Source organism: Streptomyces sp. NPDC058284, assembly GCF_042881135.1.
GTDB lineage: Bacteria > Actinomycetota > Actinomycetes > Streptomycetales > Streptomycetaceae > Streptomyces.
The window spans coordinates 520,403-543,725 of sequence record NZ_JBHVYE010000002.1; the positions used below are offsets into that span (position 1 = coordinate 520,403).

19 protein-coding genes and 2 pseudogenes are annotated in these 23,323 nt (G+C 70.5%); 14 read left to right on the forward strand and 7 right to left on the reverse strand.

Going from position 1 to position 23,323, the window contains the following annotated elements; all coding sequences use genetic code 11:
• Positions 1-320: 320 nt before the first annotated feature.
• Positions 321-4,217, forward strand: coding sequence for a GH92 family glycosyl hydrolase (locus ACFVYR_RS05525; protein ID WP_384257796.1), 3,897 nt, complete (start codon positions 321-323; stop codon positions 4,215-4,217).
• 116 nt (positions 4,218-4,333) lie between these two features.
• Here the strand turns inward: ACFVYR_RS05525 and ACFVYR_RS05530 are convergent, their stop codons facing one another.
• The gene (locus ACFVYR_RS05530) at positions 4,334-4,849 is read right to left on the reverse strand and encodes an ATP-binding protein (protein WP_384257799.1); all 516 of its coding nucleotides are present in this window, start codon (positions 4,847-4,849) and stop codon (positions 4,334-4,336) included.
• A 153-nt stretch (positions 4,850-5,002) separates the two neighbouring features.
• On the opposite strand from ACFVYR_RS05530, the gene ACFVYR_RS05535 reads away from it, so the two are divergent.
• The 5 genes from ACFVYR_RS05535 to ACFVYR_RS05555 all read left to right on the forward strand — a co-directional run bounded on the left by ACFVYR_RS05535 (position 5,003) and on the right by ACFVYR_RS05555 (position 7,611).
• Positions 5,003-5,788: a Scr1 family TA system antitoxin-like transcriptional regulator gene (locus tag ACFVYR_RS05535; RefSeq protein ID WP_384257801.1), complete on the forward strand. Its 786-nt coding sequence runs from the start codon at positions 5,003-5,005 to the stop codon at positions 5,786-5,788.
• On the forward strand, positions 5,785-6,033 hold the full coding sequence (locus ACFVYR_RS05540) for a DUF397 domain-containing protein (RefSeq protein WP_384257803.1): 249 nt from the start codon (positions 5,785-5,787) through the stop codon (positions 6,031-6,033). The genes ACFVYR_RS05535 and ACFVYR_RS05540 overlap by 4 nt, the downstream gene beginning before the upstream one ends.
• An 88-nt stretch (positions 6,034-6,121) precedes the next feature.
• A complete protein-coding gene (locus tag ACFVYR_RS05545) occupies positions 6,122-6,505 on the forward strand; it encodes a VOC family protein (protein WP_384257806.1) in 384 nt (127 codons plus the stop codon).
• A gap of 199 nt (positions 6,506-6,704) precedes the next feature.
• A complete protein-coding gene (locus ACFVYR_RS05550; RefSeq protein WP_384257808.1) occupies positions 6,705-7,268 on the forward strand; it encodes a hypothetical protein in 564 nt (187 codons plus the stop codon).
• A gap of 22 nt (positions 7,269-7,290) precedes the next feature.
• Entirely contained in the window at positions 7,291-7,611 is a 321-nt protein-coding gene (locus tag ACFVYR_RS05555; protein ID WP_384257811.1) for a hypothetical protein, read from the forward strand.
• A gap of 92 nt (positions 7,612-7,703) precedes the next feature.
• Here the strand turns inward: ACFVYR_RS05555 and ACFVYR_RS05560 are convergent, their stop codons facing one another.
• Positions 7,704-8,858 (reverse strand): S1 family peptidase, encoded by a 1,155-nt coding sequence (locus ACFVYR_RS05560; protein WP_384257813.1) that lies wholly within the window; start codon positions 8,856-8,858, stop codon positions 7,704-7,706.
• Positions 8,859-9,326: 468 nt separating this feature from the next.
• Between ACFVYR_RS05560 and ACFVYR_RS05565 the strand changes: the two are divergent.
• The 3 genes and pseudogenes from ACFVYR_RS05565 to ACFVYR_RS05575 form a co-directional block, all read left to right on the forward strand.
• Positions 9,327-9,428: pseudogene (locus ACFVYR_RS05565) on the forward strand (DNA-binding response regulator); the annotation flags it as partial.
• A 105-nt stretch (positions 9,429-9,533) separates the two neighbouring features.
• Positions 9,534-10,832, forward strand: coding sequence for a tetratricopeptide repeat protein (locus ACFVYR_RS05570; RefSeq protein ID WP_384257815.1), 1,299 nt, complete (start codon positions 9,534-9,536; stop codon positions 10,830-10,832).
• Positions 10,829-11,962 carry a tetratricopeptide repeat protein gene (locus tag ACFVYR_RS05575; protein ID WP_384257817.1) on the forward strand — a complete coding sequence of 378 codons (1,134 nt, stop codon included), beginning with the start codon at positions 10,829-10,831 and terminating at the stop codon, positions 11,960-11,962. Before ACFVYR_RS05570 ends, ACFVYR_RS05575 begins: the two co-directional genes overlap by 4 nt.
• A gap of 300 nt (positions 11,963-12,262) precedes the next feature.
• Here the strand turns inward: ACFVYR_RS05575 and ACFVYR_RS05580 are convergent.
• Positions 12,263-12,436 (reverse strand): annotated as a pseudogene (locus ACFVYR_RS05580) (S1 family peptidase); the annotation flags it as partial.
• Positions 12,437-12,699: 263 nt separating this feature from the next.
• Between ACFVYR_RS05580 and ACFVYR_RS05585 the strand changes: the two are divergent.
• Positions 12,700-13,092, forward strand: a complete 393-nt coding sequence (locus ACFVYR_RS05585; protein ID WP_384257820.1) for a VOC family protein — start codon at positions 12,700-12,702, stop codon at positions 13,090-13,092.
• Complete coding sequence (locus ACFVYR_RS05590) at positions 13,077-13,322, forward strand: hypothetical protein (RefSeq protein WP_384257822.1); 246 nt, start codon at positions 13,077-13,079, stop codon at positions 13,320-13,322. Before ACFVYR_RS05585 ends, ACFVYR_RS05590 begins: the two co-directional genes overlap by 16 nt.
• 94 nt (positions 13,323-13,416) lie before the next feature.
• Here the strand turns inward: ACFVYR_RS05590 and acnA are convergent, their stop codons facing one another.
• Both acnA and ACFVYR_RS05600 read right to left on the reverse strand, forming a co-directional pair.
• Positions 13,417-16,131, reverse strand: a complete 2,715-nt coding sequence (gene acnA / locus ACFVYR_RS05595; protein ID WP_384257825.1) for an aconitate hydratase AcnA — start codon at positions 16,129-16,131, stop codon at positions 13,417-13,419.
• 314 nt (positions 16,132-16,445) lie between these two features.
• On the reverse strand, positions 16,446-16,895 hold the full coding sequence (locus tag ACFVYR_RS05600; RefSeq protein ID WP_384257827.1) for a carboxymuconolactone decarboxylase family protein: 450 nt from the start codon (positions 16,893-16,895) through the stop codon (positions 16,446-16,448).
• 82 nt (positions 16,896-16,977) lie between these two features.
• Here ACFVYR_RS05600 and ACFVYR_RS05605 point away from each other — a divergent pair, with 82 nt between their 5' ends.
• Positions 16,978-17,856: a sigma-70 family RNA polymerase sigma factor gene (locus ACFVYR_RS05605; RefSeq protein ID WP_384257830.1), complete on the forward strand. Its 879-nt coding sequence runs from the start codon at positions 16,978-16,980 to the stop codon at positions 17,854-17,856.
• 16 nt (positions 17,857-17,872) lie between these two features.
• Here the strand turns inward: ACFVYR_RS05605 and ACFVYR_RS05610 are convergent, their stop codons facing one another.
• A complete protein-coding gene (locus tag ACFVYR_RS05610; RefSeq protein WP_384257832.1) occupies positions 17,873-18,601 on the reverse strand; it encodes a formylglycine-generating enzyme family protein in 729 nt (242 codons plus the stop codon).
• Positions 18,602-18,681: 80 nt separating this feature from the next.
• A complete protein-coding gene (locus tag ACFVYR_RS05615; protein WP_384257835.1) occupies positions 18,682-19,695 on the reverse strand; it encodes a LacI family DNA-binding transcriptional regulator in 1,014 nt (337 codons plus the stop codon).
• A gap of 92 nt (positions 19,696-19,787) precedes the next feature.
• Between ACFVYR_RS05615 and ACFVYR_RS05620 the strand changes: the two genes are divergently transcribed.
• Both ACFVYR_RS05620 and ACFVYR_RS05625 read left to right on the forward strand, forming a co-directional pair.
• Entirely contained in the window at positions 19,788-21,701 is a 1,914-nt protein-coding gene (locus tag ACFVYR_RS05620; protein ID WP_384257837.1) for an amidohydrolase, read from the forward strand.
• A gap of 75 nt (positions 21,702-21,776) precedes the next feature.
• On the forward strand, positions 21,777-23,306 hold the full coding sequence (locus tag ACFVYR_RS05625; RefSeq protein WP_384257839.1) for a helix-turn-helix domain-containing protein: 1,530 nt from the start codon (positions 21,777-21,779) through the stop codon (positions 23,304-23,306).
• The last annotated feature ends 17 nt before the right edge of the window (positions 23,307-23,323 follow it).

Below are 23,323 nucleotides of genomic sequence, written 5' to 3' on the forward strand. Positions count from 1 at the left end.
GAATACAGCTTTGGTCAGCGGCGTTTGCCGAGTTGAGACCTGCGGTGATCCCCGCTGAGAACCTCTCGCAGATCATCGCCGGAACCCCTGGACTTTCGCGCCGGTTTCCATGGACTTTCCCACAGCGCGCCGCCGTCCGGACGGCGCGCACCGCCGCGACCCGTACGCGCCCGCGCCCCGCACACCCACGCGACACACATGCGCCCGGACGGCTCACCACCCCCGTCAACAACCTTGACACCCATCGGCACTTGACTCCCTACTAGAGCTTGCGCAGCGATCGTGACAACGTTGTCCAACTTCCAAGGAGGGTCTCGGGGATGCCGCACTCGGCTCGCAGACCTCGTTACATACTCAACCGTCCACCCGGTCCCGGCCCCCGTTCGGCGGTCGCCGCCGGGACGCTGGCGCTCGCGCTCGTCGTGGCGGCGCAGGGAGCCGCCACCGCCGGGCCGGAGCAATCGCCCCGCGCGGAGCGGGAGTTCTTCTCGTCCTTCGAGAAGGGGGAGACACAACCCGACTGGCGCAACACCGTCGAGACGAGCCCCGACGGCGGGAAGAAGGCCTCGGGCGTCAACGGCGAGTTCAGCTCCGGGCTGCCCGGCAGCGTGAACGACCACGTCACCGAGGTGCGGGCCAGCGGCGAGAACACCGGATCGGGTGAGGTGGCGGCGAACCTCGTCGACGGCGAGGCGACCAGCAAATGGCTGACGTTCGCGAAGGACGGCTGGGCGGAGTTCGACCTCGACGAGCCCGCCAAGGTCGTGACGTACGCGCTGACCTCGGCCAACGACCACGCCGAGCGCGACCCGAAGGACTGGACCTTGAAGGGTTCCACCGACGGCAAGGACTGGAAGGTCCTCGACGAGCGCGCGGGGGAACGCTTCGACGGCCGCCACAAGACGAGGAAGTACGACTTCGAGAATTCCTCGGCGTACGCGCACTACCGCCTCGACGTCACCGCGAACAACGGCGCGAGCGACGCCCTCCAGCTGGCCGACGTGCAGTTGTCGGTGGGCGGGACCGAGGCCCCGGCGCCCGAGGACATGCTGAGCCTGGTGGACCGCGGTCCCAGCGGCTCCCCCACCGCCAAGTCCCGTGCCGGGTTCACCGGGACGCAGGCGCTGCGCTACGCGGGCAGCCACAAGGCGGACGGCCGCGGCTATTCGTACAACAAGGTCTTCGACGTCGACGTGAAGGTGGGCAGGGACACCGAGCTGGGCTACCGGATCTTCCCGTCGATGGCCGAGGGCGACCTGGACTACGCCGCCACGAACGTGGCCGTGGACCTGGCCTTCACCGACGGCACCTATCTGAGTGACCTCAGCGCCGTCGACCAGCACGGCTTCCCGCTGACCCCGCGGGGCCAGGGCGCGGCCAAGGCGCTCTACGTCAACCAGTGGAACAACGTCGACGCGCGCATCGGTGACGTCGCCCGCGGCAGGACGGTGGACCGCATCCTCGTCGCGTACGACGCGCCCAGGGGCCCGGCGAAGTTCCGCGGCTGGCTCGACGACGTGTCCCTGAAGGAGAAGGCGCCCGCGAAGCCCAAGGCGCACCCCTCCGACTACGCCGACACGCGGCGCGGCACCAATTCCAGCGGCGGCTTCTCGCGCGGCAACAACTTCCCCGCGACGGCCGTCCCGCACGGCTTCAACTTCTGGACGCCGGTGACCAACGCCGGCTCGTTGAGCTGGCTGTACGACTACGCGCGCGGCAACAACGACGAGAATCTGCCGACGATGCAGGCGTTCGGCGCGAGCCACGAGCCGAGCCCGTGGATGGGCGACCGCCAGACGTTCCAGCTGATGCCCTCGGTCGCCAAGGACACCCCGGACGCGTCCCGCACCAAGCGGGCGCTGCCCTTCCGGCACGAGAAGGAGACGGCGCGCCCGCACTACTACGGCGTGACGTTCGAGAACGGCCTGAAGGCCGAGATGGCGCCGACCGACCACGCCGCGATGATGCGTTTCACCTATCCGGGTGACGACGCGAGCGTCGTCTTCGACAACGTCTCGGAGAAGGGCGGCCTGACCCTCGACAAGGACAAGGGCGTCGTCTCCGGCTTCTCGGACGTCAAGTCCGGCCTGTCGACGGGCGCCACGCGTCTCTTCGTGTACGGGGTCTTCGACACGCCCGTCACGGCGGGCGGCAAGCTGGAGGGCGGCGGCGGTGGCGACGTCACCGGCTACCTGCGCTTCCAGCCGGGCAAGGACCGCACGGTCGGCCTGCGCCTCGCGACGTCCCTGATCAGCCTGGACCAGGCGAAGGCCAACCTCGCCCAGGAGATCCCGTCCGGCACGTCCTTCGACCGCGTCAAGCACCGCGCCCAGCGGGCGTGGGACGACATCCTCGGCAAGGTGGAGGTCGAGGGCGCGAGCGAGGGACAGCGCACGACGCTCTACTCGTCCCTCTACCGCCTGTACCTCTACCCCAACTCGGGCTTCGAGAAGGTGCGCGGGGCAGGCGGCAGGGCGACGTACAAGTACGCCTCGCCCTTCTCCCCGCAGACCGGCCCCGACACCCCGACCCACACCGGCGCGAAGATCGTCGACGGCAAGCCGTACGTCAACAACGGCTTCTGGGACACGTACCGCACGACGTGGCCGGCCTACTCCCTGCTCACTCCCGAGAAGGCGGGTGAGCTGGTCGACGGCTTCGTGCAGCAGTACAAGGACGGCGGCTGGACCTCGCGGTGGTCCTCGCCGGGCTACGCCGACCTGATGACCGGCACATCCTCCGACGTCGCCTTCGCCGACGCGTACGTCAAGGGCGTGAAGTTCGACGCGAAGGCCGCGTACGAGGCGGCGCTGAAGAACGCGACGGTGGTGCCGCCGAGCTCCGGCGTCGGCCGCAAGGGCATGAAGACCTCGCCGTTCCTCGGCTACACGAGCAGCGACACGCACGAGGGCCTGTCGTGGGCGCTTGAGGGCTACCTCAACGACTACGGCATCTCCCGCATGGGCGCCGCCCTCTTCAAGAAGACGGGCGTCAAGCGCTACAAGGACGAGTCCGAGTACTTCCTCAACCGCGCCCGCGACTACGTGAACCTGTTCGACGACAAGGCGGCGGGCGCGGGCACGAAGCCCGGCTTCTTCCAGGGCAAGGACGCCAAGGGCGGCTGGCGGGTGCCTTCGGAGAAGTTCGACCCACGCGTGTGGGGCCACGACTACACGGAGACCAACGCCTGGGGTTACGCCTTCACCGCGCCGCAGGACTCGCGCGGTCTGGCGAACCTGTACGGGGGCCGCAAGGGCCTCGCCGACAAGCTCGACACGTACTTCGCGACCCCCGAGACCGGTTCCGCCGAGTTCGCGGGCTCCTACGGAGGCGTCATCCACGAGATGACCGAGGCGCGCGATGTCCGCATGGGCATGTACGGCCACTCCAACCAGGTCGCCCACCACGTCGCGTACATGTACGACGCGGCCGGGCAGCCGTACAAGACGCAGGAGAAGGTCCGCGAGGTCCTCTCCCGCCTCTACACGGGCAGCGAGATCGGCCAGGGCTACCACGGCGACGAGGACAACGGCGAGCAGTCCGGCTGGTACCTCTTCTCCTCGCTCGGCTTCTACCCCCTGGTCATGGGCAGCGGCGAGTACGCCATCGGATCGCCGCAGTTCACGAAGATGACCGTGCACCTCGACAATGGCCGCGACCTGGTCGTCAAGGCGCCGAAGAACAGCGCGAAGAACGTGTACGTGCAGGGGCTCAAGGTCAACGGCAAGAAGTGGATGTCGACCGCCCTGCCGCACGAGGTGGTCGCGCGCGGCGGCACCCTCGAATTCGACATGGGCCCGAAGCCCTCGGCCTGGGGCTCCGGCAAGAACGCCCAGCCCGTGTCGATCACGAAGGACGACAAGGTTCCGTCGCCTCGCGAGGACGCCCTCAAGGGTGCGGGCGCGCTCTTCGACGACTCCTCGGCCACCGAGGCCGGTGTGGACTCCGCCGTGACCTTGCCGGTCGACAAGAGGACCAAGGCCGTGCAGTACACGCTGACCTCCCCCGCCGACAAGGCGAAGGCGCCGCGCGGCTGGACGTTGCAGGGGTCGAAGGACGGCAAGAAGTGGAAGACCCTGGACCGCCGCTCGGGCGAATCCTTCGCCTGGGACCAGCAGACCAGGGTTTTCACGGTCGCCCGCCCCGGCTCGTACGCGCACTATCGACTCGTGCCGACCGGTACGGCGACGCTGGCGGAGGTGGAACTCCTGAGCTGAGCCGAGCGGTAGGGCCGAGCCCCTCGCGGGCTCGACCGGTCTGACCAGGGCCGTGCGGTGCCGTGATCTGTCCGGCACCGCACGGCCCTCTCACCTTCCGGCGCCGCACGGCCCTCTCACCTTCCGGCGCCGGCGCGGACCCCCAGCACGCCCTTCCCCGCCTTCTCCGCCGCCGCCTCCCCCTCCTCCGTCACGAACTCGCACCACACCACCTTGCCGGGCTGGCGCGCCACGACCCCCCACCGGTCGGCCAGCGCCGCCACGAGCAGCAGCCCACGCCCCGACTCGGCGTCACCGCCCTCCCTCAGATCCAGCTCGGGCCGCCCGCCGCCGCTGTCGTGCACCTCTACGCGCAGTACGTCGCCGCCACGGTCCAGCCGCAGGCTCAGCCGGAAACCGCGTCCGGGCGGGACGCCGTGCAGCAGCGCGTTCGTCGTCAACTCGCTCACACAGAGCGTGATGTCGTCCGCGCGTTCGCCGCGGATGCCCCAGTCCGCGAGGGCGGCGGCCGTGAAGGCGCGGGCGGCGGGGACGGACCGTCGTTCACGCCGGTAGAAGCGTTCGCGCGGATCGTGCGGGTCGCGCCGGACGCGCCGGACGCGTTGAGGCAGGGGTGGAGTTTCGTCGTTCACGGGACGAGGGTCACGCTCCGTACCCATGATGAAGCAGTACGTGAAGCCGTACAGCGACGCTGTACGGGTTTGCCGTGTGAAAACACGGCTTATGGTGGGGAGTTGCACCGCATGAGCAGCCCAAAGCGACGGTCACGAAGGAACGCCTCGGCGATGAAGATGGTGGGCGCGCTGCTCGCCGTCCACCGCGAAGCGGCCGGATACACCCAGCGGTCGCTGGCCGAGCGGTGCAGCATCGGTGAGGAGCACATCGCGTCCATCGAGCAGGGTCGGCGGCCGTTGAAGCTGGATCTGGCGATCCGCCTGGACACGCTCCTCGGCACGAACCGGACGTTGGAGACGGCCGTCGAGAACATGCCGGAGGTGGATCTGGTTCCTCGGTGGGCCGAGGAGTATTTGGACTGTGAGCGGGAGGCTATTGCGATTTCCGTGTACGGCGTCCTCGCCGTGCCCGGCCAGTTGCAGACCGAGCGCTATGCCCAGGCAGTCTTCCGGAGCCGAGTTCCCGTATACGACGAGGACGAGATCGAGCAATTGGTAGCGGCGCGCATCGAGCGGCAGGAAATCCTGCACCGCAAGGTCCCGCCGACCACCAGTTTCGTCATCTGGGAAGCAGCGGTGCGTGATCGCCTCGGCGGAAAGGAGGTACACGCTGAGCAGGTACGAAAGTTGTGTGCGTACACCGAACTCCCCGGCCTCGCCGTACAGATTCTGCCGCTCGGCCGCACATCCCACGCCGGTCTCGACGGCCCGTTCGTACTCTTGGAGACCCCTGAGCACCAGCGGCTCGCGTACACCGAGACCCAGCGAGGCAGCCAACTCATCAGCAATCCCGACGAGGTGGGGATCCTCACGCAGAAGTATGCGATGCTGCGGACGCAGGCCTTGAACACTGAGGACACCAGCGATCTGCTGGACCGTCTGCTAGGAGAGCAATGAGCGGCACCGCACTTGAGTGGTTCAAATCGAGCTACAGCGGCAGCGAAGGCGGGGAATGCCTCGAAGCCGCGTACGCCTGGCGCAAGTCCAGCTACAGCGGCAGCGAAGGCGGACAATGCCTCGAAGTCGCCGCTCACCCCGCCGCCATCCACATCCGCGACTCCAAGAACCCGGACGGCCCCCACTTCACGGTCGCCCCGGCCGCCTGGACCGCCTTCCTGACGCTCCCCCAGGCCCGCGCCTAGCGACCCGCCTACCCCTAGCCGCTGGCGGACACTGCCTGGCGACCCGCGCCCAGCGGCCGCCGCGCTACCGGATACGTACACTGCGGCCATGGCATGCCGCATCAGCGAACTCGTCCTCGACTGCTCCGATGCCGAGCGGCTCGCCGCGTTCTGGTGTGACGTACTCGGTTACGTGGAGCTCGACCGCGAGGACGACGGAAGCATCGAGATCGGGCCGCCCGGCACCGGGTCCGGAGGCCCGCAGCCCACCCTCGTCCTCAGCCCCAGCAGCGACCCGCGGGCCGGGAAACTCCCCCTGCACATCGACGTCAACGCGACCGACCGCGACCAGGAAGCCGAGCTGGAGCGGCTGCTCGCGCTCGGCGCCAAGCCCGTCGACGTGGGCCAGACCGGCGAGGAGAGCTGGCACGTGCTGTCCGACCCGGAAGGCAACGTGTTCTGCCTTCTGCGCCGCCGCATCGAGCCCGTCTGACGGTGCGCCCGGTGATAGGGCGCGTTCCGGAACAAGGTCAACACCTGTCAGACGCATTGCTGCCGTCCCCGGTTGCTTACGCACAGAGTGATGATCCACATGTCCCGCGCGCCACCGCTCGCCGCGCGGCTGGGGAAGGATGTTCTCGCCTCTGACCTCAGAGGTTCTGTGTTGACATCACCAACTGGGGGTTATCTACATGAATCTGTCTGTGCGTCGCGTCTGCTACGGCGTCGGGATGTCCGCCTCGCTCGTGGGCGGCCTTCTCTTCGCCTCCTCCGCCGGTGCGGTGGAGGCCGGGCACGGCGTGGGCGAAAAGGTCCACGCCGCCGACCGCGCGGGGCAGTCGTCGGTCACGAGGGTCACCCTGCCCGCGCCGGCGGGCGAGCGGGGCACACGTGACGTGAAGCAGGCGTACTGCAAGGTCACGGCCGACACGCCGCACTGGTCGAAGGGCGCGAAGAGCGTCATCTACAAGACGCGGGTGCAGTGTTTCGGCAACATCCCCAAGGTGCAGGTGAAGGTGACGGGGAGCCTGAAGTACTACTCCGGCCACTACGAGCAGACCGCGGCGACGTCCAAGCAGACCCGCACGATGGGGACGCTCGGGAACACGGAGACGTTCTACACGCCCGTGGAGAATGGCAAGAAGGTCAAGTACTCGGCGAACTTCTGGGGACACTCGACGGCCCAGATCGTCGCCCCGCACAAGGGCACGAGCGCGAAGGCCGACAGCAAGCAGCGGTACGTGAAGGTGCCGTGACCGCAGGGAAGAAGGTGTGCGCGTGGAAGCGTGGGAAGTACATGTCGAGCTGCTGCTGACCACTCCCGCCCCGGACGGGGCCCAGTTGTGTGACCGGCTCATGGACATCATGGACGGGGCCCACGAGTTCACCGCGACGGCCACGACCCCGAGCCGCGGCCCCGCCGAGGCGGTCGCGGCGGCGGGCGGCGCCTTCCAGATCGAGTCCCGGACCCCGGGCGAGGCCGTGGACCTGGCCGTCGCGGAGACGCGCAGGGCACTGGAAGAGGCGGGTCTCGGCACGCGCGGGGTGGCAGAGGTGAAGCTGCTCCCGGGCGGGGTGGACCCGCGGACGCTGGTGTAGCGGGTGGGCCCACGGACGGCCGGTGGATCGAGCGACAGGGTGCGCTGCCATGGGGCAGCGCACCCTCACCTGTTGGGGCAGGCCGGAAGGGATCAGGCCGTGTGGAGCCTCAGCCCGTACCGCGACAGGATCTCGTTGACCGGCTGGAACCACGTCTCGCCACCGCTGCCGCAGTTGCCCCAGCCGCCGGACGTCACGCCCTGCGCCTGGTCGCCGCTGATGAACGAGCCGCCCGAGTCGCCGCCCTCGGCGCAGACGCTGGTCTTGGTCAGCTGGTGGACGGTCCTGCCGTCCGAGTAGTTGACGGTCTCGTTCTTGGCGAGCAGCTTGCCGCAGTGCCATTTCGTGGTGGAGCCGGAGCGGCAGATCGACGCGCCGACCGGCGCCTCCGCGGAGCCGCGCACCAGCTGGTCGGGGATGGTGCCCCAGCCGAGTACGACGGGCACGGTCCACCAGCCGTTTCCGACGGACACCCACGCGTAGTCGTTGTCGGGGAACGAGGAGCCCTGGAACGAGCCGATGGCCGAGCCGTCCCAGCCGCGCACCGCCGCGCCCGCCCCGCCGCAGTGCCCGGCCGTGACGAAGCCGCCGTACACGGAGAAGCCGATGGAGCAGCGGACGTTGCCGGTGTAGTACGGGTCACCGCCGACGGTTCCGGCGGCGAAGGTGCGCGGGCCCTCGGGGACCGTGGCGACCCGCACGGGCGCGGTGGCGCGGGCGCGGCGCAGGAAGGTTTTGACATCGTTGTCGGCACGGTGGCCTTCGACGACGTCCACCACGACGCGGTTGGCCCGCGCGTCCACGCGCCAACTGGCGACGTTCTTGGGGGCCTTGATCCGGTCGACGCGGTTCTTCGCCGCGTCGAGGGCCGCGGCACTGTGCTCGACGAGGCGGACGTCGGCGCCGACCCCTCGTACACCTCGGGCGGCTCCTCGCTCGGTCACGGCGACGGTGAGCCGCCCCCGCCCGGCGTCGAACCACGACCCGCCGTAGGCAGCGCCGGCCGCCTTGCGCGCCGCGCGCTCGGTCCTGACCGCCCGCCGCTCATCGGCGAGCCGCTCGCGCGCGGCGGCGGGACTCAGGCTGAGATCGCGCCGCATGGCCTGCAACAGGGCGGTGGAGGCGGGGGCCTGGGCGTGGGGATCGACGGCGGGGCGGGCGGCGGCCGGCGTGAAGCCGGTGCCGACGCAGGCGGCGGCCATCAGCAGGGCGGACAGGCCGAGGCGGGTACGGGTCTTGCGTCTCACCGGGGGGTCCTCTCGTCGTACCAACGGGGGCGTGGCGGAACGGAGTCGAGCGCGTGAGAGCGCTCTCAGGCGCCGCGGCCGAGCGTAGGGACGCCGGAGGAACAAGTCCAGACCTACCACCGGAGCCGCCGCCTCATGGTTGGTCAACTGCCGTCGCTGCCGGAGGTGTTGAAGCCCCAACCGCGGGCACCCGCACCCTCCGAAGGCCCCGTACGCCTGGAGAAGGGGAGGACCTGTCATGGGCAACCTGGGCGGCGTCGAGCTGGTGATCATCATCGGCCTTCTCCTCATCATCGCCATTCCCCTCGTGCTCATCGCGCGAAAGAAGTAGGTCGACAGGGCGATGTCGCCCGACCGGCAGCCGGGCGAGATCAACCGCTACGCCCGCGAAGGCAAGGTCACCCGCCGCCAGCCCCGAGCAGCAGAACGAACAGGCGTGGTGCCTGACCGTCGTAGGCGGCGCGCAGTAAAGAGAGCGTCTTCGACGCCGATCAGATCATCGACGCCCTGGAACGCGTCGCCGCCGGCGGGACCGCCATGGACCCGGCCGTCATCGCCAAACTACTGTCCCCCTGACGCGCCTCGGCCCCACCGCAAGTCGGAGGGTTGAGCAGGCGAAGTCGGACAACGCGACCGCTCGAACACCGCTCGCACACGCCCCCGTATCCTCGTCCCATGCCCGATCACTCCCCCTTGATCCAGAGCCTGCGCACAGCCGTCGCGGGCGCGCCCGACGACGTGCACCTGCGTCTGCATCTGGCGGAACTCCTCGTGGAGAGCGGGCACCACGACGAGGCGGTCGCCGAGGTCGCGGTGGCCTTGCAGCACGCGCCGGGCGACGCGAAGGCCCGGGAGCTGATGGGCCGCGCCATGGGCGCACCGCCGGTGCCGCAGGCTCCCTCACAAGCCCCGCAGGGCCCACAAGCACCACAAGCCCCGCAAGCCCCTGAAGCACCCCCCACCGGCTTCAACTGGAAGGCCGCCGAGGACCAGGTAGGCGATGTCGTGCCGCCCCGGTTCGTCGAGACGCCTCCGACACCCGAGGCCCCCCGGACCGCCGACGGCAGCGGCGACCCGGGCGACGCCGCCGCCTGGGAGGTGGAGGCACCCGACGGCGTACGCCTCGCCGACGTCGGCGGGATGCAGGACGTCAAGGACCGCCTGGAGGCCGCGTTCCTCGCCCCCCTGCGCAACCCCGAACTGCGCAAGCTGTACGGCAAGAGTCTGCGCGGCGGCCTCCTGCTCTACGGCCCGCCCGGCTGCGGCAAGACCTTCATCGCCCGCGCCGTCGCCGGTGAGCTCGGCGCCAACTTCCTGTCCATATCCATCAACGACGTCCTCGACATGTGGATGGGCAACTCCGAGCGCAACATGCACGAGGTCTTCGAGACGGCCCGCCGCCAAGCGCCCTGCGTCCTCTTCCTCGACGAGCTGGACGCGCTCGGCGCCAAGCGCAGCCGCACCGCGCACAGCGGCATGCGCAACACCGTCAACCAGCTCCTCACCGAGCTCGACGGCATCGACGCGGTCGCCAACGAGGGCGTGTTCGTACTGGCCGCCACCAACGTCCCCTGGGACGTGGACAACGCCCTGCGCCGCCCCGGCCGCCTCGACCGCACGATCCTCGTCCTGCCGCCCGACGCCCCCGCCCGCGAGGCCATCCTCCGCTACCACCTCCGCGACCGCCCCGTCGCAGGCGTCGACCTGCGCAAGCTCGCGAAGGCCACCGACGGCCTCTCCGGCGCCGACCTCGCGCACCTCTGCGAGTCCGCCGCCGAGCGCGCGCTGCTCGACTCCGCGCGCACCGGGACCGTCCGCATGATCGGCATGAAGGACCTGATGGACGCGGCCGCCACGATCGCGCCCTCCAGCGACCCGTGGTTCGCCTCCGCCCGCAACGTGGCGATGTTCGCCAACGAGGGCGGCATGTACGACGACCTGGTCACCTACCTCAAGAAGAAGCGGAAGCTGTGAGCACTGGCACTGTGCACCCCGCCGTGGAGCGGGCCGACGGACTCATCGAGCTCAAGCGGTACGAGGAGGCCGAGACGCTGCTGGGTCAGCGGCTCGCCGAGGACCCCGACGACGTACGCGCCTGGACCAAGCTCGCCCTGTGCCGCGTACGGGCCGAGCAGCACGAGAAGGCGCTCGACGCGACGGACCGGGCCCTCGCGCTCGACCCCGAGGACGTGGGCGGGCTGATCATGCGCTCGCACGCGCTGCGCGGCATCGGCGGCACCCGCTGGCAGGAGTCCGAGGGCGTGCTGCGCGAGGCGATACGCCTCGCACCCGACTACTGGTACGCGTACGCCCTCCTCGCCGACGTCGTCTGGCGCATCCGCCTCGTCCGCATCGCGCAGGCGGGCGCCAGCACGATCACCGCCGAACAGCTGGAAGGCCCCCTGCGGGAGGCGGGCGACCTCGCCATGGAGGCGCTGCGCCTCGGCCCCGAAGAGGTCTACGCGCACGAAGTCGCCTGGCAGATCGCCGACCTGGCGAGCAACAGCACGGTCGCCGACCAGCTGGACCACGCGATCCTCCGCCTCGACCCCAGCCACCCGTACGCGCTCGCCCGCCAGACCCGCAAAGCCGCCTCCGTGCCCGGCGTCAAGCCGCGCGAGGCCGCCGCGCTGTACGCGGACGCACTGGCGGCCGCGCCGGACTCCCGTGACATGCGGGACGGCCTCGACGACGCGTCGTACCGCATGCTGCGGGGCATTCGGTGGATGGCCCTGCTCTGCCTCGGCGTCATCGCGGCCTCCGGCCTCGACCTCTATCCCACCGACGGCGAGACCCCCCGCGACCTACCGATACCGCTCGGCCAGCGCCTCTGGTTCCTGGTCCCCATGTCCGCGCTCTGGGCGGTGGGCGCCCTGCTCCGCTACCGCCGACTGCGCGCCGGTGTCCGCATCAACATCCGCTCCCTGATCCGCCGCCGCAAGTGGCCCCGCGTCGTCCTCGCCCAGGCCGCCTGGACCATGCTCTGCACGCTGCTCATCGCGGAGATCCCGTGGACCGAACGGACCGTGCCGCAGGCCCTGTTCTGGGCGGGGCTCGTCCCGACCGTCGCCACGATCTGGTTCGACCGCAACAAGAAGGGGTGACGCGAGCGGCGCCCCGAACTCGCACCACACCTCCTTGCCGGGGTCCGTCCTGCGTCCGTACACGGCGCTCGCCCTGGCCGGTGCCGCGGCCAACACCACCACCGTGATGTTCCTGTTCTGGACCTGCTCAAGCGGTTCGTGCAGGCGCAGTTGCGCGAAGGGATGCCCTGCTCTGACCGAAAACCGCCCCGTCCACAGGCCCACCCCTAAGGGGTACGACTGCACACGGTAACGGGGCCGGTGCGCCCGGCGGTTGCTCGCGCGCCGGGCGCACCTCGGGTCACGCGGTGCGCAGCCGCGCGCCTCCGCCGACCCCTTGACCAGCCGGTCGGGGATGGTGTTCCAGCCGAGCACGACGGGCACGGTCCACCAGCCGTTGCCGACGGACACCCACGCGTAGTCGTTGTCGGGGAACGAAGAGCCCTGGAACGAACCGATGTTGGACCCGTCCCAGCCACGCACGCCCGCGCCCGCCTCGGGGGCCTCAGTCCGAGGTCGCGCCGCATCACTTGGAGGAGGCCCTCGGAGGCGAGGGGGTGCTCGGCGGTTCCCGGTCGGACGTGACGACGGCTGCCAGGTCCGCGGCCGCTCGCGCCCGGTTCGCGCGACGAAACGAATCGACAGGCTGAGATCGACAGCATGAAGGCGTCGTGCCTATGATCCACGCCGACATCGCGTGTCGGTCACCGGCCGGGTGAGGCATGGAGGTGTCGGGAGATGCCTTCTGGAGGCATTCCTTGTCCGTTCAGTTGAATCACACGATCGTCCACGCCCGGGACAACCGGGAGTCCGCCGAGTTCTTCGCGGAACTGTTGGGCCTCGACATCGGCGAAGAGTGGGGACCGTTCATCGCAGTCGCCCTCAGCAACTCCGTCACCCTCGACTTCGCCACCGTTCCCGCCGAGTCGATCACCCCGCAGCACTACGCCTTCCTGGTATCGGAGGCGGAGTTCGAGGCGGCGTACGAGAAGATCGGCGCACGCGGCATCGAGCACTGGGCCGACCCGCACCAGAAGCAGCCGGGCGCGTTCAACCGCAACGACGGGGGCCGGGGCGTGTACTTCCTGGACCCGGCGGGGCACGCGATGGAGCTCATCACGGTGCCGTACGGCGGGTGGCCGCAGGCGTAGGTACGTCCGGCTGTCTGAACCTGCACCAGTGCGCGTACCACGCGACCAACTTCGACGACCACTTCAACACCGTCGTGACGCCGAGCGGCGACGGCCGCTACTCCACCGGCACGAAGCACTCCGCCACCGCCGACACCACGGCGGCCTGCGGCGCGGGCGACGGTGACGAGGTCGGAGTCCGGGTGGCGGCCGCGCGGTGTGTTGATCACGACGTGAGCAGCACGGTGTGAGCAGCACGATGTGAGCAGCACGATGTGAGCATGCGGCGAGGGCCGCACCCCGTGCGAAACGGGGTGCGGCCCTCGACTACTGCGTACCGTGCGCCTACTTGCGGATCAGGCTGCGCAGCACGTACTGCATGATGCCGCCGTTGCGGTAGTAGTCCGCCTCGCCGGGGGTGTCGATGCGGACGACCGCGTCGAACTCCACGCCGGTGTCGGTCGTGACCTTCACCGTGCGGGGGGTCGAGCCGTTGTTCAGCTCGGTCACGCCGGTGAAGGAGAAGGTCTCCTCGCCGGTCAGGCCGAGGGAGGACGCGGTCTGGCCCTCCGGGTACTGGAGCGGCAGGACGCCCATGCCGATGAGGTTCGAGCGGTGGATGCGCTCGTACGACTCGGCGATGACGGCCTTGACGCCGAGGAGCGCGGTGCCCTTGGCGGCCCAGTCGCGGGACGAGCCGGAACCGTACTCCTTGCCCGCGAGGACGACCAGCGGGATGCCCTGGTCGATGTAGTTGCGCGAGGCGTCGTAGATGTACGAGACCGGCGCGTCCTCCTGCGTGAAGTCACGCGTGAAGCCGCCCTCGGTGCCCGGCGCGATCTGGTTGCGCAGGCGGATGTTGGCGAACGTGCCGCGGATCATGACCTCGTGGTTGCCGCGGCGCGAGCCGTAGCTGTTGAAGTCGCGGCGCTGCACGCCGTGCTCGGTGAGGTACTTGCCGGCCGGGGTGTCGGCCTTGATCGCACCGGCCGGGGAGATGTGGTCGGTGGTGACCGAGTCGCCCAGCTTGGCCAGGACGCGGGCGCCCGTGATGTCGGAGACCGGGGTGGTCTCCATCGTCATGCCCTCGAAGTACGGGGGCTTGCGGACGTACGTCGACTCGGCGTCCCACTCGAACGTGTTGCCGGTCGGGATCGAGAGCGCCTGCCACTGGGCGTCACCCGCGAAGACGTCCTGGTAGGACTTGTTGAACATGTCCTCGCCGATGGAGTTGGCGACGACGTCGTTCACCTCGGCCTCGGAGGGCCAGATGTCCTTGAGGTAGACCGGGTTGCCGTCCTGGTCGGCGCCGAGCGCCTCGGTCGTGATGTCGATCTTCATCGAGCCGGCCAGGGCGTAGGCGACGACGAGCGGCGGGGACGCCAGGTAGTTCATCTTGACGTCGGGGTTGATGCGGCCCTCGAAGTTCCGGTTGCCGGAGAGGACGGACGTCACGGCCAGGTCGTGGTCGTTGACGGCCTTCGAGACCTCCTCGGGCAGCGGGCCCGAGTTGCCGATGCAGGTGGTGCAGCCGTAGCCGACGAGGTTGAAGCCGACCTTGTCGAGGTACGGGGTGAGACCCGACTTGTCGAAGTAGTCGGTGACGACCTTCGAGCCCGGCGCGAGGGTGGTCTTGACCCACGGCTTGCGGGTCAGGCCCTTCTCGACGGCCTTCTTCGCGACGAGCGCGGCGGCGACCATCACGTACGGGTTCGAGGTGTTGGTGCAGGAGGTGATCGCGGCGACGGTGACGGCGCCGTGGTCGAGCTCGTACGTCGAGCCGTCGGGGGCGGTCACCAGGACCGGGTTCGACGGGACGCCGTTGGTGGTGGCCGGGGCGTCGGAGGCCGGGAAGGACTCCTTGCCGGCCTCGTCCACGCTGTCGACGTAGTTGCGCACGTCGATCTTGAACTGCTCGGAGGCGTTGGCGAGGACGATGCGGTCCTGGGGGCGCTTCGGGCCCGCGATGGAGGGCACGACCGTGGAGAGGTCGAGCTCCAGCTTCTCGGAGAAGTCCGGCTCGGCGGCCGGGTCCAGCCAGAGGCCCTGCTCCTTGGCGTACGCCTCGACGAGCGCGACCTGCTGCTCGTCGCGGCCGGTCAGGCGCAGGTACTTCAGCGTCTCGTCGTCGATCGGGAAGATCGCGGCGGTGGAGCCGAACTCGGGCGACATGTTGCCGATGGTGGCGCGGTTGGCGAGGCTCGTGGCCGCGACGCCCTCGCCGTAGAACTCGACGAACTTGCCGACGACGCCGTGCTTGCGCAGCATCTCGGTGATCGTGAGGACCAGGTCGGTGGCGGTGGTGCCGGCGGGCAGCTCGCCGGTCAGCTTGAAGCCGACGACGCGCGGGATGAGCATGGAGACCGGCTGGCCGAGCATCGCGGCCTCGGCCTCGATGCCGCCGACGCCCCAGCCGAGGACGCCAAGGCCGTTGACCATCGTGGTGTGCGAGTCCGTGCCGACCAGGGTGTCGGGGTAGGCCTGGCCGTTGCGGACCATGACCGTGCGGGCCAGCTTCTCGATGTTGACCTGGTGGACGATGCCGGTGCCCGGGGGGACGACCTTGAACTCGTCGAACGCGGTCTGGCCCCAGCGCAGGAACTGGTAGCGCTCCTTGTTGCGGCCGTACTCCAGCTCGACGTTCTGCCCGAAGGCGTCCGCCGTACCGAACTTGTCGGCGATGACGGAGTGGTCGATGACCAGCTCGGCCGGGGCCAGCGGGTTGATCTTCGCCGGGTCGCCGCCGAGCTCCTTCACGGCCTCACGCATGGTGGCCAGGTCCACCACGCACGGGACGCCGGTGAAGTCCTGCATGATCACGCGGGCCGGCGTGAACTGGATCTCCTGCGAGGGCTGGGCCTGCGAGTCCCAGTCACCGAGGGCACGGATGTGGTCGGCGGTGATGTTCGCGCCGTCCTCGGTACGGAGCAGGTTCTCCAGCAGCACCTTCAGGCTGTAGGGAAGGCGGGCGGAGCCCTCGACCTTGTCCAGCTTGAAGATCTCGTACGACTCGTCGCCCACGCGCAGCGTGCTGCGGGCGTCGAAGCTGTTCGCCGACACGACAGTCTCCTTCAGATTTTTCGCGCGTTTCGTCACATCCTGCCGCCACGACTCCTCGTCGATCCGCTAAGGTAAGGCTTAGTTAGGTAACCCTTACCGAGTGGCGGCTTCTGGTGCGCCTCGGCAGATATCTCGATGTCGAGATAACTCTAGTACATGAGCCGCGGGTACGACGAGGCACGCCAGCCGTCCGTCGACCTCGAACCGAGCCGTGCCGCGCTCGGCGCGTCCGGAACCACACAACGAAAGAGGGCCGACGGACAAGCCGTCGGCCCTGGGGGCGCTGCGCGGCGCCGGGGCGCCGCGCACGTCGTTCACCAGGTCTTGCCCGCCTGTTCCTTGGTCGAGCGGTTGATGCGGTTGTAGAAGTTGGTCAGCGCGATGTTCAGGACGATCGCGGACAGCTGCTTCTCGTCGAAGTGGGCCGCGGCGGCGTCCCAGATCTCGTCGGTCACGCCCGGGGCGCCGTCCTGGAGGCGGGTGGCGGCCTCGGTCAGTTCGAGGGCCGCGCGCTCCGGCTCGGTGAAGAAGGGCGTCTCGCGCCACGCGACCACGTTGTGCAGCCGCTCCTCGCTCTCACCGTTCTTCTTCGCCGCCGCGACACCGCCGAACACGCACGGGCTGCACCCGTTGATCTGGCTGGCCCGCAGGTGGGTCAGCCCAAGGACCCGCGGGTCGACGCCGCCGCCGTGCACCACCTTGTTGAGCTGCTGTATCGCCGTGATCACCGCGGGGTTCCCGGAGTTCTTCAAGCGTGCTTCCATCGGTCTGCTCCTTCATCGGTTACCTGTGCTCTCCCGAGCCCGTCATCACCCATGACGGAGCAGTCCCGAGGAAGGTAACAACATGTCCGAGAGCACCCGGGCGGTCCAGGTGGCCGAGACGTTCGAGGCCCAGCGGGACCGGCTGCGCGCGGTCGCCCACCGCATGCTCGGATCGCACGCCGACGCCGAGGACGTGGTCCAAGAGGCCTGGCTGCGGCTCTCCCGCCAGGACACGGACACCATCGACAACCTCGCCGGGTGGCTGACCACGGTGGTCGGCCGCATCAGCCTCGACGTCCTGCGCTCGCGACAGTCCCGCCCCGAGGCGTCCTACGGTGATCAGCTGTCCGAGCTCGTGGTCACCGTCGACGACGGCCGCGCGCCGGAGGACGACGTGGCCCACACGGACTCCGTCGGGCTCGCGCTGCACGTCGTCCTCGACTCCCTCGGGCCCGGCGAGCGGCTCGCGTTCGTGCTGCACGACCTGTTCGCGGTGCCGTTCGAGGAGATCGGCCAGGTCCTCGGCAAGTCCACCGGCGCCGCCAAGATGCTGGCCAGCCGGGCCCGCAGGAAGGTGCGGGACAGGGAGCGGCCCGCGGCCCTGCGACGGGAGCAGCGCGAAGTGGTCCATGCCTTCCTCGCGGCGGCTCGCCAAGGCGACTTCGAAGGGCTGCTGCGCGTACTGGACCCCGAGGTGAAGCTGACCGTCGACACCCCCGACGGCGTCCTCGTCACGCTCGGCGCGACCAGGATCGCCGCCGGTGCCCAGCTGTCCTCCGCCGCGGCGGCGCGCGGGCGTGCGGTGCTCGTCAACGGCCTCGCCGGAATCATGGCGTGGCGCGAGGACGGCTCTCCGCTCTCCGTCGTCTCCTTCGACGTCGAGGACGGCCGGATCGTCCGCATCTCGGTCGTGACCGACCCGGCCAAGCTCGCCGCCGTGGAGCTGCCGGCCCCGGAGTGAGCCGTCGCCGGACCGCTCAGCGCGGTCCGGAACGGGCGAGGCGGAAGCCCACGTCGTCGACCCGGTAGCTCGGGTGGCTGCGACGGCGGGCGGACGCCCGGCAGCTCCAGTGCTCGTCGAACCATCCCCCGCCGCGCAGCACCCGGTACGTGCCGTACACCTCGGCGTCGTACACGTCCCAGCACCAGTCCCAGACGTTGCCGAGCATGTCGTAAAGGCCCCACGCGTTGGGCCGCTTGCCGCCCACCTGGTGGAGCCGCTCCCCCGAGTTGCCGCGGTACCAGGCGATCTCGTCGAGCGGGCCGTAGTGCGGGCCCGTCGTACCGGCACGGCAGGCGTGTTCCCACTCGGCCTCGGTCGGCAGCCGGTAGCCGTCGGCCGCCGGGTCCCACGCGACGCCGTCTCCGTGGCCCTCCGCGTCGAGGCGGTACGCGGGCGTGTGCCCGTCGCGCAGGGAGAGCGCGTTGCAGAAGCGGACGGCGTCGAGCCAGGAGACGCCTTCGACGGGGAGCCGGTCGCCGCGCGCTGTGCCGAGTCCCTCGCCGGGGGCGGTACCGAGTCCCTCGTCGGCGGCGGCGCCGGGCCGCTCGCCCGTGACCTGCGCGTACAGCGCCTGGGTGACGGGGAACGCGGCCATCTCGCACGGCGCGACCTCGACCTGCCAACTGCGCCGCGTACGGCGGTCCGACAGCGTGACCCGGCCGGGCGGCACGGAGATCATCTCGGGCTCTGCGCTCGTGTCCATGGGCAGGTGATCCTACTCAGAGACAGGCTCCCAGGCGTCCTGCGAACGCTCCGCGGCGCCCGCCACCGTGCGGCGCAGCTTCACCGGTCCTGCGCCGTCCCCGCGCCGCACGACCCGCGAACCACCAGCCCGGCCGGTACGACGACCGAGCCCCCGCCCGTCGGCGGCGTGCCGTCGTTCTCGATCAGGGTCACAAGGACGGCGACGGCGGCGTGGGCCGTGCGTTCGGGGTTGAGGGTCACCGTCGTCACGGGCGGGGCCGTCGTCGCGTAGGACGGGTCCTCGCTCGCGCACACGATGCGCAGGTCGGCGGGGACGCGCAGGCCGTGGCGGGCCGCGGCGGCGAGGAGTTGGCGCCCTCCGGGGTCGTACGCGGCGTAGACCGCGTCGACCCGGTCGCGGCACGCCAGCAGCGCGTCGAAGGCGTGGCCCTGGTCGTCGGCCTCGTCGAAGGGCACGACCAGCGGGGGCGCGCCGCGCTCCGCGCACCACTGTTCGTAGGCCCTCGTGACCGCGCGGGCGTAGTGCTCGTCGCCGCTGCCGGACTGGAGCGCGGTGCGGCGGGCGCCGGAGGCGGCGAGGTGGTCGAGGACCTCGCGGGTGGTCGCGTCGTGGTCGTTGTCGACCCAGTGGTCGCCGGGGCGCGCGTCGCCGGGGACGCCGTCGAAGACGAGCGGGACGCCGCGGGCGCGCAGGGCGCGGACCATGGGGTCGCCGCGCGGGCTGTCCACGATGAGCATGCCGTCGACGGCGAGGCTGTGCCAGGAGTCGTCGGCGGCGCGGGCGGCGGGGAACGTGGTGAGGGCGTAGCCGCGCGCGTGGGCCGCCGATGTGGCCGCCGCGACGACGCGGGCGAAGTAGGCGATGGCGGTGTAGTTCCAGGCGCCGGGGAACGTGGTGACGGCGATGCCCAGGGTGCGTGCGCGCGGGAGGCCGGGGCCGCCGTAGCCGAGCCGCGTCGCGGTCTCGCGGACCCGGCGCCGGGTGGCCCCGCCGATCCTGCCGGTGCCGTTGAGGGCGTGCGAGACCGTCGCCGTCGAAACCTCCGCGGCGCGGGCTATGTCGGCGAGAGTCGGCCCTGGCACGCGGCTCATCGTACGGAATCCGTCGTTCGGGGCGGGTTCTGGTTAACGCGTTACTCGTCGAGGGTTCCTCCCACTCGTCGCCGCTACACCTTGGAGTGGACATGCCCCAGCAGCCGCCCGTATCGCCGCCCGCGCCTCGTCCTCGTCCTTCCTTCTCCCGGCGAGGCGTCCTCGCGGCCGCGGGAGCCGTAGGCCTCACCGCCACCGCCGCGGGGCCCGCCGCGGCCTCCTCGCCCCGCCGCTCCGCCGCCCTCGTCGTGCACAACGCCCGTGTCTTCACCGGCACTTCGGACCACGGCCGGCAACCCGAGGCGGTGGCCGTCGGGCGGGACGGGCGGATACTCGCCGTCGGCACGGACGCCGCCGTGCGGCGCTTCGCCGGGCGCGACACGGATGTCGTGGACGCGCGGGGCGGCACCCTGATGAGCGGAATCCACGACGGCCACGCCCACCCGATGGACGCCGCGAACCGCTCGCTGCGGCCCTCGCTCGCGGGCGCCGAGCAGAGCGTCGAGGAGCTGCGCGAGACGCTGACCGGGTTCCTGGAGGACTCCGCCGAGCAGGAGCCCGACGGCTGGCTGGTGGTGGAGGACTGGAATCCGGTCGGCCTGCTCCCGCACGGCACCGCCCCGCACCACTCCCTGCTCGACGCCCTGCCGACCCGGCGCCCCATCGCCCTGCGCGGCGGCGACGGCCACAACCTGTGGGCCAATCAGCGCGCCCTGGACATCGCGAAGATCACCGCGAGTACCCCCGACCCGGTCGGCGGCAAGATCGTCAAGGGTGCCGACGGCGAGCCGACCGGCGTGCTCAAGGACGACGCCCAGCCGCTCGTCTCCCGGCACATCCCCGAGCCCGACGGTGCCATGCTGGCCGACGCCGCCGCGAAGATCCTCGCCGAGGCCGCCGCGTCCGGGATCACCACGTTCATGGAAGCCGTGGTGGGCCAGGACGAGCTGAAGCTCTATCAGCGGCTCGCCGGGTCCGGGCGGCTGCCCCAGCGCATCGTGCCCGCCCTGCGCATCGACGCCGACCTGGCGAAGGACCCGGCCGCCGCGGTCGCGTACGCGAAGGGGCTGCGCGCGGAGTTCGCGGACGTACGCGGACTGCGCTTCGGCACGGTCAAGGTCTTCCTCGACGGCGTCATCGAGTACCCGGCGCAGACCGCCGCGCTGCTCGATCCCTACCTGGACGAGGACGGCAGGCCGACGGACCACCGCGGCGACCTGTACGTGGGCGCCGCCGACTACGGCCGGCTCAGCGCCGCCTTCAACGCCGAGGGCTGGCAGATGCACGCCCACGCCATCGGCGACCGCGCCGTGCGCACCTCGCTCGACGGGTACGCGTACGCCCTGCGCAGGACCGGCCGCCGCGATCTGCGCAACACCACGGCCCATCTCCAGCTGGTCGACCCCACCGACCTGCCCCGCTTCGCCGCGCTCGGCGTCGTCGCGTGCATGCAGCTCCAGTGGGCCACGCGCAACATCTGGACCATGGAGTCCCTGCTGCCCTACATCGGCGCGGAACGCCACCGGCGGCTGTACCCGGCGCGCAGTCTGCGGGAGCGGCGCGCGGCGCTCGCGGGTGGCTCGGACTGGCCGGTCGACCCCCTACAGGTCTGGAACCAGATCCGCACGGCGATCGACCGCGAGGGCAGGGAGGGCGAGGGCGACCTCTACCGCGCGCAGGAGGGGATCAGCCGAACATCATCCCTGCTCATGCACACCTTGGGCACCGCGCGTCAGCTGCGCTCGGAGCACCTCACGGGGACCGTGGAGAGAGGAAAAGCAGCCGATCTCGTAGTGCTCGACCGCGATGTGACGCGGTGTCCGGTGGCCGATATCAGCTCTGCCGAGGTGCGCCTCACGCTCGTCGGAGGCACAGTGGTGCATGACGCGCAGTCGTCGGCAGGGCGCGCGGCCGCCGCCCGGGTGACGCGGGCGGCGGCGGGCCCCCGGCCCACTGCGTACGCCTCCGTGCACGGCGGGCGGCACGCCTCCTGCGGCTGCGGCTGATCCCTCGGACGGCCTCTCCCCGAATGGCTTACCCCGGCGCGCACTTCATCTCATATCTGAGATAGCCTGCGACACATGGCAGACGACTACCTCGTACGCATCGGCAAGCTCATCCGTGATGCCCGGCAGCATCGGGGCTGGACACAGACGCAGCTCGCCGAGGCGCTCGCCACCAGCCAGAGCGCCGTGAACCGCATCGAGCGCGGCAACCAGAACATCAGCCTTGAGATGATCGCCCGGATCGGCGAGGCGCTCGACAGCGAGATCGTGTCGCTCGGCTATGCCGGGCCGATGCACCTGCGGGTGGTCGGCGGCCGCCGGCTCTCCGGCTCCATCGACGTCAAGACGAGCAAGAACGCGTGCGTGGCGCTGCTCTGCGCGTCCCTGCTGAACAAGGGCCGCACGGTGCTGCGCCGCGTCGCCCGCATCGAGGAGGTCTACCGCCTTCTGGAGGTGCTCAACTCCATCGGCGTACGCACCCGTTGGATCAACGAGGGCGTCGACCTGGAGATCGTGCCGCCGGCCCGCCTCGACCTGGACGCCATCGACGCGGAGGCCGCGCGCCGCACCCGCTCGATCATCATGTTCCTCGGCCCGCTGCTGCACCGCCTCGACCACTTCAAGCTGCCGTACGCGGGCGGCTGCGACCTGGGCACCCGTACGATCGAGCCACACATGATCGCGCTGCGCCGGTTCGGCCTGGAGATCGCGGCGACCGAGGGGCTGTACCACGCGGAGGTGGCGCGCGACGTCTCCCCCGACCGCCCCATCGTCCTCACCGAGCGCGGGGACACGGTCACCGAGAACGCGCTGCTGGCCGCGGCGCGCAGCGCGGGCACGACCGTCATCCGCAACGCGTCGTCGAACTACATGGTCCAGGACCTGTGCTTCTTCCTGGAGGCGCTCGGCGTACGGGTCGACGGCATCGGCACGACCACGCTGACCGTGCACGGCGTCCCCACCATCGACGTCGACGTCGACTACTGCCCCTCCGAGGACCCGGTCGAGGCGATGAGCCTGCTCGCCGCCGCCGTCGTCACGGAGTCCGAGTTGACGGTCCGCCGGGTGCCGATCGAGTTCCTGGAGATCGAGCTCGCGGTCCTCGACGAGATGGGCCTCGACCACGACCGCACCGCGGAGTACGCGGCCGACAACGGCCGTACGCGCCTGATCGACCTCACGGTTCGCCCCTCCAAGCTGGAGGCGCCGATCGACAAGATCCACCCGATGCCGTTCCCGGGCCTGAACATCGACAACGTCCCCTTCTTCGCGGCCATCGCGGCGGCGGCCCAGGGCAAGACGCTGATCCACGACTGGGTCTACGACAATCGCGCGATCTACCTGACCGACCTGAACCGCCTCGGCGGCCGCCTCCAGCTCCTCGACCCGCACCGGGTGCTTGTGGAGGGCCCGACCCGCTGGCGGGCCGCCGAGATGATGTGCCCGCCCGCGCTGCGCCCCGCCGTGGTCGTACTGCTCGCGATGATGGCGGCCGAGGGCACGTCTGTCCTGCGGAACGTGTACGTGATCAATCGCGGCTACGAGGACCTGGCGGAGCGGCTGAACTCGGTGGGGGCGCAGATCGAGACGTTCCGGGACATCTGACGGCGACGCCGCGCCGC